We start from the raw sequence: 12730 nt of genomic DNA on the forward strand, positions 1-12730 counted from the left end.
TTCCCAGCGAATTTTCAGCAAATCCACTCGCCACGTCGTCATGCGGCATGACTCCGAAAACGGGGCCGAAGAACTACTGTGGCGTCCCATGGGGGCTGTGGTCACTCGGGAGGGCTACTTCGAGACGGGGCTCGCCGTGCTGTCTGACCAGGGCTACGGCGGTCTCAAACTCGCCGAGGTCTGTCACCGGTTGGGGGTGACGACCGGCTCGTTCTACCACTACTTCGCGAACTGGTCGACCTACACCCGAGAGCTCGTGGCCTACTGGCACCAGCAGGCCGTCACCCGGATCGTCGACGCCGTCCGGGCCGTGGACGATCCACACCGCCGCGTCGAGATCCTGATCGAGGAGGCGCTGGCGCTGCCGCACAGCGCCGAGGCCGCCATCCGGGTGTGGAGCTCGATGGACCAGGACGTACACACCGTACAGGCCGCCGTGGATCGCCAGCGGTTCGACATCATGCGCGAGTCGTCCCTGGAGGTCCTGGGCGACGAACGCCAGGCCGAGGTCTTCGCGCGGTGGTGCGTCTACATCCTGGTGGGATACGAACAGGCCGTCCTACCGCCGGACGAGAGCGGGCTGAAGTGGATCGCCGCCGAGATCCTGCACACGCTGGACTCCGGCCGCTTCAGCGCGCTGACCGACCCCACCTGAGTGGTGTGGCGCCGGGCGGCCGACCGGATCGCGCGCCGCGACCCCGAGCGCGACGCGCTGCGCCGGGCGGCGCGGGCGGCGATCGTGCTGCCGCTGGCCGCGGCCGCGAGCTTCACGCTGGCGGGCGGCACCCAGGCGCCGATGTTCACGATCTTCGGTTCGGTGGCACTGCTGATCCTCGCCGACTTCCCCGGTAACCGCGCCTCCCGGGCGCTGGCGTACGCCGGGCTCGGCTTCAACGGCGCGGTGCTGATCACGCTCGGCACGCTGACCGCCCCGTATCCGTGGCTCGGCGTGCTGTTGATGTTCGTGCTCGGGGTGGTGGTGACGTTCTCGGGGGTGCTCAGCGAGGTCGTCGCCGCCGGACAGCGGGCCACGCTGATGACGTTCGTGCTGCCCGCCTGCACCGCACCGGGCCCCATCGACGAGCGGCTCACCGGCTGGTTCATCGCGCTGGCGTGCTGTGTGCCCGCCGCGCTGTTCCTGTTCCCGCCACGCCACCACGACGATCTGCGCCGCCACGCCGCGACGGTGTGCCGGGAGCTGGCCGATTGCCTCGACGGGAACGCGTCGACGCGCGACGTGCAGCGGGCGATGAACGCGCTGTGGGAGAACTTCGTCAACGCCGATTTCCGGCCTGTCGCGCTGACCGCCGGGAGCCGGGCGCTGGTGCGGGTGGTCGACGATCTGGGCTGGCTGTCCGACCGCGTCACCGACCACACGGGCGCGCTGCTCGGCGACATGAAACCGCCGATCGTGCGGGTGCTGCGGGATTCGGCCGCGGTGCTGCAGATGGCCGACCGGCAGGCGCGGGCCGCCCGCAACGCCGACCTCGACGCCGCGCTGGCCGAACTGCGGTCGATCGCCAACGGCCGCTACCGCGAGGACATCGAGCAGATCCTCGCGGTGCCCGACGACGCCACCGCGGTCGAGGTCGCCCGCACCCTGCTGGGCCGTCGCACGTTCTCCGCGGCGACCGGGGTGACGGGCCGGATCATCCGCAACGCAGCGCTGGCCGACGCCCGCCCGGTGTGGGCGCGGGTGCTCGGACGGGGGCTGCCCGAGACCGGCGCCGCGGACTGGGTGATGCCCGAGACCACCGCCGTCGCCGCGATCACCAAGGGCTTCGTCGCCACCCGTGCGGTCGTGCTGCGCAACAGCCTGCGCACGGGCCTCGGCCTGGCGCTGGCGGTGACCGTGACCCACGTGTTCCCCGTCGACCACGGGTTCTGGGTGGTGCTCGGCGCGATGTCGGTGCTGCGCAGCAGCGCCCTGACCACGGGCACCCGGGTGCTGCGCGCGGTGGCGGGCACCGCGCTCGGGTTCCTCTTGGGGGTGGCGGTCATCGAGGTGGTCGGGGTGCAGCCCGCGGTCATGTGGCTGCTGCTGCCGGTGGTGGCGTTCGGTTCGGCCTACGTCCCGGAGATCGCGTCGTTCATCGCGGGGCAGGCCGCGTTCACGATGATGGTGCTGATCATCTTCAACGTCATCCAGCCGACGGGCTGGTCGGTGGGGCTGGTCCGGGTCGAGGACGTCGTACTCGGCGCGTCGGTCGGGGCGGTGGTGTCGCTGCTGCTGTGGCCCCGCGGGGCGTCGGCGACGGTCGAGGCCGCGGTGCGCGAGGCCTGCGATGCAGGTGCGGCGTTGCTGCGGGCGGCGGTGCTGCGCGTCACGCGCGGATCCTTCGAACAGGCCGCCGACCGGGTGACCGCGTTGAGTCACGCCGCGCTGCAGGCCTCACGAACACTCGACGACTCTGTGCGCCAATATCTTTCGGAGAACGGCGGCAAGACCGACGTGCGCGCCCCCGTGGTGCGGGCCGCGAACCGGGCGGTGCGGTTGCGGGCGGCCGCCGAGCTGATCGTCGACGTGGTGCCGCCTCCGCTGGAGGTCTACCAGCGCACCCGCGCGGTGCTCGAGGCCCACGCCGACACGGTCTGCCGTCGGCTGCTCGGACCGGCGCCCGACACGCGCACCCCACCGATCAGCGACGACTTCGCGCTGGCGCTGCGCGCCGAGGCCGGCGACGACGACCTGGCCGTCTCGGCCGCGCTACCGCTGGTCACGGTCGCGGCCCACCTCGGTGAGCTCGAACTGCTCTACCCGCGGCCCGAACCCCTCCTGGCGGTGCGCTGAAGAATCAGCGTCCCGACGTGTGCGGCATCAGCGCGCCCGGCGGGATGGTGCCGAACTTGCCGGCCTCGTAGTCCTCGACGGCCTGGATGAGCTCGGATTTGGAGTTCATCACGAACGGCCCGTAGTGGAAGACCGGCTCGCGGATCGGCCTGCCGCCGAGGATCAGCACCTCGAGCGCAGGGCGGTGCGAGTCCTGGGTGGCTTCCGCGGCCACACTCAGGCGGTCGCCGGGGCCGAGGACCGCGAGCTCACCCTGGTGGATCGGATGGCCGACGGGCCCGACCGCGCCGCGTCCGGACAGCACGTACACCAGCGCGTTGAAGTCCCGGTTCCACGGGATGTTCAGTCGCGCACCGGGTTGCACGGTGGCGTGCGCCATCGTGATCGGCGTGTGCGTCGATCCCGGACCGTGCGCGCCGTCGATATCGCCGGCGATGATCCGGACGAGTGCGCCGCCGTCCTCGGAGGCCAACATCGTGACCTCGCCGCCCTCGATGGCCTGGTAGCGCGGGGTGGCGAACTTGTCCTTGCGGGGCAGGTTGACCCACAGCTGGATACCGTGGAACACCCCGCCGCTCTCGACGAGTTCGGCGGGCGGGGTCTCGATGTGCAGGATGCCTGCACCGGCGGTCATCCACTGGGTGGCGCCGTCGGTGATCAGGCCGCCGCCGCCGTGGGAGTCCTGGTGGGCGAAGCGGCCGTCGATCATGTAGGTGACGGTCTCGAACCCGCGGTGGGGGTGCCAGTCGGTGCCGCGGGGTTCGCCCGGTTCGTACTCCACCTCGCCCATCTGGTCCATGTGGATGAACGGGTCGAGGTCGGCGGCGCTCACACCGGCGAAGGCGCGGACGACGGGGAAGCCCTCGCCTTCGTAACCGCGGGGTCCGGTGGTGATCGAGCGGACGGGGCGTTCGGTGTCGGACGGCGCGGGCGTCGTCACGCGGGGCAGGGTCAGGGTGTCAGCGGTGATGGCAGGCATGTCTTCCTCAACCGGACTACGGTCCGATTCATTCCGGAGCCGAGGTCAGGGTTGTGCCTCGGATACACGGCGAACGCGTGTCGCAACCCTGATCTGGCGCGTCAGGTCAGGACGGACGCGGCCGCGGCGCGCGCCTCGGCGGCGGTCGCTGCGGCCAGCACCGCATCGGCGGCGTCGCGACACTGCTGCAGGGTCACCCGAGCCAGTTTGGCGCCCACCCCCGGAACCGCAGCCGACGCGGCGGACAGTGACGTCACACCGAGACCGGCCAGGACGCAGGCGAGCACCGGGTCGGCCGCGGCCTCACCGCACACGCCGACGGGCTTGCCCGCCGCGGCGCCCGCTCGGACGGTCATCGCGACGAGCGCGAGCACGGCCGGCTGCCACGGGTCGGTGAGCAGTGCCAGATCGGCGGACATCCGGTCAGCGGCCATCGTGTACTGCGCGAGGTCGTTGGTGCCGATCGACAGGAAGTCGACGTGCTCGAGGATGCGGTCGGCGAGCAGGGCGGCGGCGGGCACCTCGATCATCACCCCGGGAGTCAGCCCGTGGCGGCGCGCGGCGGCGGCGAACTCCTTCGCCTCCTCGGCGGTCGCGATCATCGGCGCCATCACCCACGGTTGATTGCCCGTCCGCGTCGCCGCGGCCGCGATACCGGCGAGCTGGCGTTCGAGGATGCCCGGGTTGCCGTGCGCGATACGGATACCCCGGACGCCGAGCGCAGGGTTGGCCTCGTCGGGGTGTCCGGCGAACTTGAGCGGTTTGTCGGAGCCGGCGTCGAGCGTGCGCACCACGACCTTGTGACCGGCGAAGGCGTCGAGCACCTCGGCGTAGATCGCGGCCTGCTCCTCGACGGTCGGCTCGGTGTCGCGGTTGAGGAAACACAGTTCGGTCCGGAACAGACCCACGCCTTCGGCCGGGGTGTCGCGGGCCGTCCGTGCCGCGGCGCCGTCCTGCACGTTGGCCAGAATCGCCACCGCATGGCCGTCGGCGGTCAAGCCCGGCCCCGCCCAGTGCGCGGCCCGCTCCGCCTCGTGCCGCGCCGCGGCGACGGCCTCGGCCGCGGCCACCTCGTCGGGGTCGACGGTCACCGTGCCTGCCGTCCCGTCGACCAGCACCAGCGCGCCGGCTGGCACCGCGTCGAGCCCGTCGACGGCGACCACGCACGGAATGCCGAGCTGACGGGCGATGATCGCGGTGTGGCTGGTCGGGCCGCCCAGCGTGGTCGCCAGCGCGACGATCAGCGTCGGGTCGAGGCCCGCGGTGTCGGCGGGTGCGAGGTCCTCGGCGCACAGGATCGACGGCACCATCGGCAGCGGGATTCCGGGTTCGGGCAGCCCGGACAGTTCGGCCACCACGCGGTCGCGGATGTCCTGCAGGTCGGTGACTCGCTCGGCCATCAGCCCGCCCATCTTCGTGAACAGGTCGACGAACTGGGCGACGGCCCCATGGACCGCGCGGACAGCCGGGGCGCCGCCGGCGATGCGTTTCTCCGCGGCACCCAACCACGCCCGGTCTTGGGCCAGCGTCGCGGTGGCGGCGAGCACCTCGGAGGCCGCACCGGTCGCGTGTGCGGCGCGGTCCCGGAGGCGGGTGGCTACGGCGGTCGCGGCGGCGCTGAACCGGGCCGCCTCGGCCGACCGGTCGGGCTCGGAGATGTCGACGGCGGTGTCATCGACGACCGGCGGCCGGCCCGGCCGGATCACCGGGGCGTACTGGACCCCCGGCACCACCGGGACACCGCGCAGCACAGTGCCCGCCGGTGATTGTGACGTGGTGGCGGATGAAGCACTCATGTGAGCCAGATTACTAGAATCCATTGACAAGTCAACACGAACGGTAGTAAAACCAAACGTAACCAACACACGCCCCACTGTTTCCCACACAATCGGAGCCACATGTACGCCGAAGAACGGCAGCAGGCCATCGCCTCACTGGTGATGCAGAAAGGTCGCGCTTCGGTGGCCGAGCTCGCCGAGACCTACGACGTGACCACCGAGACCGTACGGCGTGACCTGGCGGCGCTCGACCGGGCCGGCCTACTGCGTCGGGTCCACGGCGGTGCGGTGCCCGCGCGGGCGCTGCACCTCGTCGAGGCGGGCGTCGGGGAAAGAGAAGCAACCCGAGCGGGCTACAAGGACGCCATCGCTGCCGCGGCTCTGGACTACCTTCCTGTCAGCGGGGCCAGCGTACTGCTCGACGCCGGCACGACCACCGCACGGATCGCCGGCCGGCTGCCCACCGACCGTGATCTCGTCGTGGTCACGAACTCCGTGCCGATCGCGGCCCGGCTGGCCGGCATGTCAACCGTGACGCTGCAATTGCTCGGCGGCCGGGTGCGCGGCCTGACCCAGGCCGCCGTCGGGGAGCAGGCCCTGCGGGTCCTCGAAACCCTGCGCGTCGACGTCGCGTTCATCGGCACCAACGGCATCAGCGTGCGCCACGGCCTGTCCACCCCTGACAGCGAGGAGGCCGCCGTCAAGCGTGCGATGGTGCAGGCCGCCGGCTACGTGGTGGTGGCGGCCGACTCGTCGAAGGTCGGCCGCGAGGAGTTCGTGAGCTTCGCGCCGATCGACAGCGTCGACACCTTGATCACGGATGGTGAGATCCACGACGACTCCCGCGACGAGTTCGTCGAGCGCGGCGTCGAGGTCGTGATCGCATGATCGTCACCGTCACCCCCAATCCCAGCATCGACCGCACGGTCGCACTGCCCGGTCCGCTGAGTCGCGGTGGCGTGCACCGTGTCTCGTCGGTGACCAGCGAACCCGGCGGTAAGGGCGTCAACGTCGCCCGCGCGCTGACCCTCGCGGACGTGGACGCGGTCGCTCTGCTGCCCGCCGCGGACGACGACCCGATGGTCACCGCACTGCGCGCGGCCGCTGTCCCCTTCCGCTGTGTGCCCATCGCCGAACCGGTCCGGACCAACCTCGCGATCACCGAAGCCGACGGCACCACCACGAAACTCAACGAGCGCGGGGCAACGCTGGACGCCGCCGCCCGAAACGCGCTGATCCGCAGCATCGTCGACGCCGCCGAGACCGCGACGTGGGTGGTGCTGTCGGGCTCACTGCCACCCGGTCTGCCCGACGACTGGTACGCCGAGGTGGTCGCACAGTTGGCCCCGCTGCGCTGTCGCGTCGCCGTCGACACCTCCGAACGCCCGCTCGCTGCATTGGCCGCTGCTTTCGATGAAGCGGCGCCCGACGTCATCAAACCGAACGCCGAGGAACTGGCCGGCCTCGTCGGCGCGTCCGCCCAGTTGATGGAAAACGCTGCAGCGCAGGGTGATCCAGAGCCGGTCGTGGCCGCCGCCCGGCGGCTCGTCGACAGCGGGGTCGGTGCGGTGCTCGCTACGCTCGGCCCCGCCGGCGCCGTCCTCGTCGACCGGAGCGGTGCGTGGATGGCGACGCCCCCGCCCGTCATCCCGCGCAGTACCGTCGGTGCGGGCGACTCGTCACTGGCCGGCTACGTACGCGCGGCCGTGAACGGCGCAGAGCCGCCCCACCGGCTGCGCATGGCCGTCGCCTACGGTAGCGCCGCCGCGGCCCTACCCGGCTCCGCACTGCCTGCGCCCGCCCAGCTCGATCTCGACGGTGTCACCGTCCGCACCGTCGCCCCGACCCCCGCCAGCTCGTAACACCGACCGAAAGAGCCAGTGATGTCCAGTTCCACCGCATCGCCGATCATCACGAACGATCTCGTGCTACTCGACGTCGACGCCGGCGGAGACAAGGAAGCCGTCATCGGCCGACTCGTCGACCGGCTGTCCCACGCCGGGCGCACCAGCGACACCGACGGCCTGGTCTCCGCCGCGATGGCCCGCGAACAGCAGTCCGCCACCGGCCTTCCCGGCGGGATCGCGATCCCCCACTGCCGATCGCCCTACGTCGACACCGCCACCATCGGCTTCGCCCGGCTGAAGCCCGGTGTCGACTTCGGCGCCCCGGACGGACCGGCCGACCTGGCCTTCCTGATCGCCGCGCCGGAGGCCGGTGGGTCCGAGCACATGAAACTGCTCTCCAGCCTTGCCCGCGCGTTGGTCCGCAAGGACTTCGTCGCGTCGCTGCGGGCGGCGTCGTCGGCCGACGAGGTCGTCGCGCTGGTCGATGGTGTGGTCAACCCGCAGGCCGCGGCGCCGAAGCCCGCCGAGGCACCGGTTGCGCCCGAGGCCGCGAAGGAAGAGCCGGCCAGACCGAAGACGCTGGTCGCGATCACCGCCTGCCCCACCGGAATCGCCCACACGTACATGGCCGCGGACTCACTCGTCGCGGCGGCCGAGAACGCCGGAGCCGTCCTGCACGTGGAGACGCAGGGCTCCTCGGGCAGCACCCCGCTGTCGGCGGAGACGATCGCGGAGGCCGACGCCGTCATCTTCGCCACCGACGTCGGGGTGAAAGACCGGCAGCGCTTCGCCGGCAAGCCCGTCATCGCCTCCGGCGTCAAACGTGCAATCAACGAACCCGACAGGATGATCGCCGAAGCGCTTGCCGCCGTGGATGATCCGGGGGCCGCGCGCGTGGAGGGCAGCGCCGACGCGCCGTCGACGGCCGCCGCGTCGGCATCCTCCGGCGTGGGGTGGGGTACCAGGACCCGCCAGATCCTGCTCACCGGTGTGAGCTACATGATTCCGTTCGTCGCGGCAGGCGGTCTGCTGATCGCGCTCGGCTTCCTGTTCGCGGGCTACGACATCGCGAACACTCCAGATGGCGAGACGGATTCGCTCGGCAAGATCATCGCCACGACGAACTCGCTGACCGACCTGCCGTCCGGCGGGCTCATGCAGTACCTCGGTGCGGTGCTGTTCACGCTCGGCGGGTTGGCGTTCTCGTTCCTCGTCCCGGCACTTGCCGGCTACATCGCGTTCGCGATCGCCGACCGGCCCGGCATCGCACCGGGCTTCACCGCGGGTGCGGTCGCGGTTTTCGTCGGCGCCGGGTTCATCGGCGGCATCGTCGGCGGCCTGATCGCCGGTTTCGCCGCACTGTGGATCAACAAGATCGACGTGCCAAGGTGGGCCCGCGGCCTGATGCCGGTGGTGATCATCCCGCTGTTCGCTTCGCTGGCCGTCGGCCTGTTGATGTTCTTGCTGCTGGGCCGCCCGCTGGCGGCGCTCACGTCGGGTCTGACGAACTGGCTGGGCGGGCTGTCCGGTAGTTCGGTCGTCATCCTCGGCGTCATCCTCGGCCTGATGATGTGCTTCGACCTCGGCGGGCCGGTCAACAAGGCGGCGTACGCGTTCGCGACCGCCGGACTCAACGTCGCCGATCCGGCCTCGCTGCGGATCATGGCCGCGGTGATGGCTGCGGGCATGGTGCCCCCGCTGGCGATGGCGCTGGCCTCCACCGTGCGGCCGGGGCTGTTCACCGAACCAGAGCGCGAGAACGGCCGTGCCGCTTGGCTTCTCGGTGCGTCGTTCATCTCCGAAGGTGCGATTCCGTTCGCAGCGGCCGACCCGCTGCGCGTCATCCCGTCGATGATGTTCGGCGGCGCGGTGACCGGCGCTCTGATCATGGCCTTCGACGTCACGCTCAAGGCTCCGCACGGCGGCATCTTCGTGTTCTTCGCGATCGGACACCTGCTCTGGTTCCTCGTCGCGCTGGCCGTCGGCACCGCCGCCGGCGCCTTCGCGGTGGTCGCCGCCAAACAATTCGCCAAACCCAGAGCCGCCGCGGACCGGACGCCCGCACTCGCCAACGCCTGACGACCCCACCCACGCGCCCGAATGAACGATGCGCCAACCCTAGAGAAGGAATCCGCAATGCCCGCACGTACCGTCACCGTCGGCTCGGCCATCGGCCTGCACGCCCGCCCCGCCGCGATCATCGCCGAGGCCGTGGTCAGCGCAGGTGTGCCCGTCACGCTCGCGATGCCCGGAGGCGAACCCGTGGACGCTGGATCGGCGCTGATGATCATGACGCTGGGTGCGGGAAACGGCACCGAGGTCACCGTCGAGTCCGAGGATGCGGCGGTGATGGACACCATCGCCGGACTCGTCGAACAGGACCTCGACGCCTGATCGGACCTCGAAAGTGCTGTGGGCAAATTCCGCAGCTACCCCCCGTCAGCTGCCCTTAAGCTTGCTCCGTGCATTCGACCGGACCGCACGGCATGATGAGACGGGCCGCCCCCAGGGCGGCCCTGGGTTTGCTGTCTACACTGAGGCGCGAATCTCACAGCGGGTCGATCAGGGGGGTGCCGAGCACAGTGCAGAGGGTGGGCGTGATCCTCGCGGCGTTGTTGTTGGCGCTGGTCAGCGCACCGCCGGTGGGGGCCGTCGAACCCCCCGGCATCGACCCCGCCGCGCTGCCGCCGGACCAGACGGGGCCCGATTCGCCGACGGAGCAGCGCCGGGTGTGCTCGGCCCCGACCGTGCTGCCGAACTCGAACTTTGCCGACAAGCCGTGGCCGAACGACTACCTCCAGTTGGCCGAGGCCCAGAAGTTCGCCACCGGCGCGGGCGTGACCGTCGCCGTGATCGACACCGGGGTGAACGGTTCCCCGCGGGTGCCCGCCGAACCGGGCGGTGACTTCGTCGACCAGGCGGGCAACGGCATGTCGGACTGCGATTCGCACGGCACGCTGACCGCGTCCATCATCGCCGGCCGCGGCTCGCCCACCGACGGGTTCATCGGCGTCGCCCCCAACGCCCGCATCCTGTCGCTGCGGCAGACCTCGGAGGCGTTCCAACCGGTGGGCGCCCGCCAGGACCCCAACGACCCCAACACCACCCAGACCGCGGGCTCGCTGCGCAGCCTGGCCCGCGCCGTCGTCCACGCGGCCAACCTCGGCGCGCAGGTGATCAACATCAGCGAGGCCGCCTGCTACAAGATCACCCGCCCCATCGACGAGACCGGCCTGGGTGCGGCGATCAACTACGCCGTCAACGCCAAGAACGCCGTGGTGATCGTGGCCGCGGGCAACACCGGGCAGGACTGTTCGCAAAACCCGCCGCCGGATCCCGCGGTGCCGAGCGATCCGCGCGGGTGGCAGGAAGTGCAGACCATCGTCAGCCCGGCCTGGTACTCGCCGCTGGTGCTGACTGTCGGCAGCATCAACGACAACGGTCAGCCCAGCAACTTCTCGATGTCCGGCCCGTGGGTGGGCGCGGCGGCGCCGGGAGCGAACATCACCGCGCTCGGCTACGACGGCCAACCTGTCAACGCACTGCAGGGTCAGGACGGACCCATCCCGATCGGTGGCACGTCGTTCTCGGCGGCATACGTCTCCGGCCTGGCCGCGCTGCTCAGACAGCGCTTCCCCGACCTGACCCCCGCGCAGATCATGAACCGGATCACCGCCACCGCACGCCATCCCGGCGGCGGCGTCGACAACTACGTCGGCGCGGGCGTGATCGATCCGGTCGCGGCGCTGACGTGGGATGTGCCCGAAGGCCCCGCCGAGATCCCGTACCGCGTCAAGCAATTGCCCCCGCCGGTGTACGTGCCACCACCGGACCGCGGCCCCATCACGCTGGTCGTCGTGATCGGGGCGGGGCTGGCGCTCGCGCTCGGCCTCGGCGCTCTGGCGCGCCGGGCGTTGAGGCGCCGATGAAGTCCCTCGCCGCGCAGTTCGGTCTGCGGATGACGACCGGCCACCTCATGTGGGCGGCGGTGCTGATCCCGGCCTGCTTCGCGATCTTCGTCCCGCTGGGCCTGCTCTGGGTCGGCGTCACGGTGTCGGTGGTCATCGCGCTGATCGCGGTGGTGACCGTGCGTGGCCGCCGGTTGACGGGCTGGATCGCGGCGCTGTTCTCCTGGCGGCGCAGGCACCGCAGCACCCCGCCGGCGCCGTCGGAACCCGCCGTCGGCGCCACGGTCATGCCCGGCGACCACGTCGCGGTGCGATGGCAGGGCGATCACCTGATGTCGGCGATCGAGCTGGTCCCCCGGCCGTTCACCCCGACCGTGGTGGTCAACGGCCAGTCGTTCACCGACGACGTCCTCGACACCGCCCTGGTGGAGAGGCTGATCGCCGCGCACTGCCCCGAACTCGAGGCGGACGTGGTGGCCGCGGGCTACCGGGTCGGCAAGACCGCACCGGCCAGCCTGGTGGCGCTCTACGAACAGGTCGTCGGCCCGTATCCGGCGCCGGCCAGCAGGCGGACGTGGATCGTGCTGCGCGCGGATCCGGAGTCGACGCGCCGCTCGGCGCACCGCCGTGACAGTGGGGTGGCGGGCCTCGCCCGGTACCTCGTCGCGTCGACGACGCGGTTGGCGGATCAGTTGGCCAGCAACGGGATCGACGCCCGGCCGAGCCGCAGTTTCGACGATTTCGACAGCGCCACCGAGGTGAGCTTCGAACGGGAGACGTGGTCGGCGATCAAGGGCCGCAGCACGTTCACCGCCGCCTACAGCGCCCCCGGCGGACCGGACGTGTGGTGGTCGGCGCGCGCGGACCACACGATCACCCGGATGCGGATTCGTCCGGGCGCCGCCCCGACGACGACCGTGCTGCTGACGACGCTGGCGAATCCGTCGACACCGCGGGGTTTTTCGTGCCTGTTCGGCGGTCAGCGCGCCGCACTGCAGGGCATCAGCCCGGTCACCGACAAGCATTACGAACTGCCGGTCGGGTCGGCGGGCATCCTCATCGGCGAGACCGCCGAACGCCACCCGGTGTACATGCCGTTCGACGATGTCGACGTCAGCATCAACCTCGGCGACGCACGGTTGTTCACGCAGTTCGTGGTCCGCTCGGCGGCCGCGGGCGCCGTGGTGACCCTGGGCCCGCAGTTCACCGAATTCGCCGGGTTCGTCAACGGGCGGATCGGCGGTGAGGCCAAACTGACGTGGCCGAACGCCACCACCTACCTGAGCCCACATCCCGGCGTGGGCCGAGTCATCCTGCGCCACAACTTCATCGACACCCCGCGGCACCGGCAACTGCCCATCAGGTTGATCAACCCGCGGGAGGAAAGTCGCTACCAATTGGCTCTCGAGCAGTGAGCTGAGGAGGAG

The 12730-nt window shown here is 71.0% G+C and carries 10 protein-coding genes; 8 read left to right on the forward strand and 2 right to left on the reverse strand.

Annotated features, from left to right (window positions below; genetic code table 11):
• The first annotated feature begins 88 nt into the window (after positions 1–88).
• Both AU194_RS08175 and AU194_RS08180 read left to right on the forward strand, forming a co-directional pair.
• A complete protein-coding gene (locus AU194_RS08175) occupies positions 89–655 on the forward strand; it encodes a TetR/AcrR family transcriptional regulator (protein ID WP_059088731.1) in 567 nt (188 codons plus the stop codon).
• Positions 656–2791 carry an FUSC family protein gene (locus tag AU194_RS08180; RefSeq protein ID WP_059088732.1) on the forward strand — a complete coding sequence of 712 codons (2136 nt, stop codon included), beginning with the start codon at positions 656–658 and terminating at the stop codon, positions 2789–2791.
• 4 nt (positions 2792–2795) lie between these two features.
• On the opposite strand, the gene AU194_RS08185 is transcribed toward AU194_RS08180, so the two are convergent.
• Positions 2796–3770 carry a pirin family protein gene (locus AU194_RS08185; RefSeq protein WP_059088733.1) on the reverse strand — a complete coding sequence of 325 codons (975 nt, stop codon included), beginning with the start codon at positions 3768–3770 and terminating at the stop codon, positions 2796–2798.
• Between the two features lie 101 nt (positions 3771–3871).
• Entirely contained in the window at positions 3872–5566 is a 1695-nt protein-coding gene (locus AU194_RS08190; protein ID WP_197417549.1) for a phosphoenolpyruvate--protein phosphotransferase, read from the reverse strand.
• Between the two features lie 102 nt (positions 5567–5668).
• Between AU194_RS08190 and AU194_RS08195 the strand changes: the two genes are divergently transcribed.
• The 6 genes from AU194_RS08195 (at position 5669) to eccE (ending at position 12718) form a co-directional block, all read left to right on the forward strand.
• Positions 5669–6436 (forward strand): DeoR/GlpR family DNA-binding transcription regulator, encoded by a 768-nt coding sequence (locus AU194_RS08195; protein WP_059088735.1) that lies wholly within the window; start codon positions 5669–5671, stop codon positions 6434–6436.
• On the forward strand, positions 6433–7410 hold the full coding sequence (locus tag AU194_RS08200) for a 1-phosphofructokinase family hexose kinase (protein ID WP_059088736.1): 978 nt from the start codon (positions 6433–6435) through the stop codon (positions 7408–7410). The genes AU194_RS08195 and AU194_RS08200 overlap by 4 nt, the downstream gene beginning before the upstream one ends.
• A gap of 21 nt (positions 7411–7431) precedes the next feature.
• Positions 7432–9474, forward strand: coding sequence for a fructose-specific PTS transporter subunit EIIC (locus AU194_RS08205; RefSeq protein ID WP_059088737.1), 2043 nt, complete (start codon positions 7432–7434; stop codon positions 9472–9474).
• A gap of 57 nt (positions 9475–9531) precedes the next feature.
• On the forward strand, positions 9532–9789 hold the full coding sequence (locus tag AU194_RS08210) for an HPr family phosphocarrier protein (RefSeq protein WP_059088738.1): 258 nt from the start codon (positions 9532–9534) through the stop codon (positions 9787–9789).
• A 188-nt stretch (positions 9790–9977) separates the two neighbouring features.
• Positions 9978–11324: a type VII secretion-associated serine protease mycosin gene (mycP, locus tag AU194_RS08215; protein ID WP_059088739.1), complete on the forward strand. Its 1347-nt coding sequence runs from the start codon at positions 9978–9980 to the stop codon at positions 11322–11324.
• Entirely contained in the window at positions 11321–12718 is a 1398-nt protein-coding gene (gene eccE / locus AU194_RS08220) for a type VII secretion protein EccE (protein WP_059088740.1), read from the forward strand. The genes mycP and eccE overlap by 4 nt, the downstream gene beginning before the upstream one ends.
• Positions 12719–12730 lie beyond the last annotated feature (12 nt).

It is taken from the genome of Mycobacterium sp. GA-2829 (genome assembly GCF_001499965.1).
In the GTDB taxonomy this organism is placed as follows: Bacteria; Actinomycetota; Actinomycetes; order Mycobacteriales; family Mycobacteriaceae; genus Mycobacterium.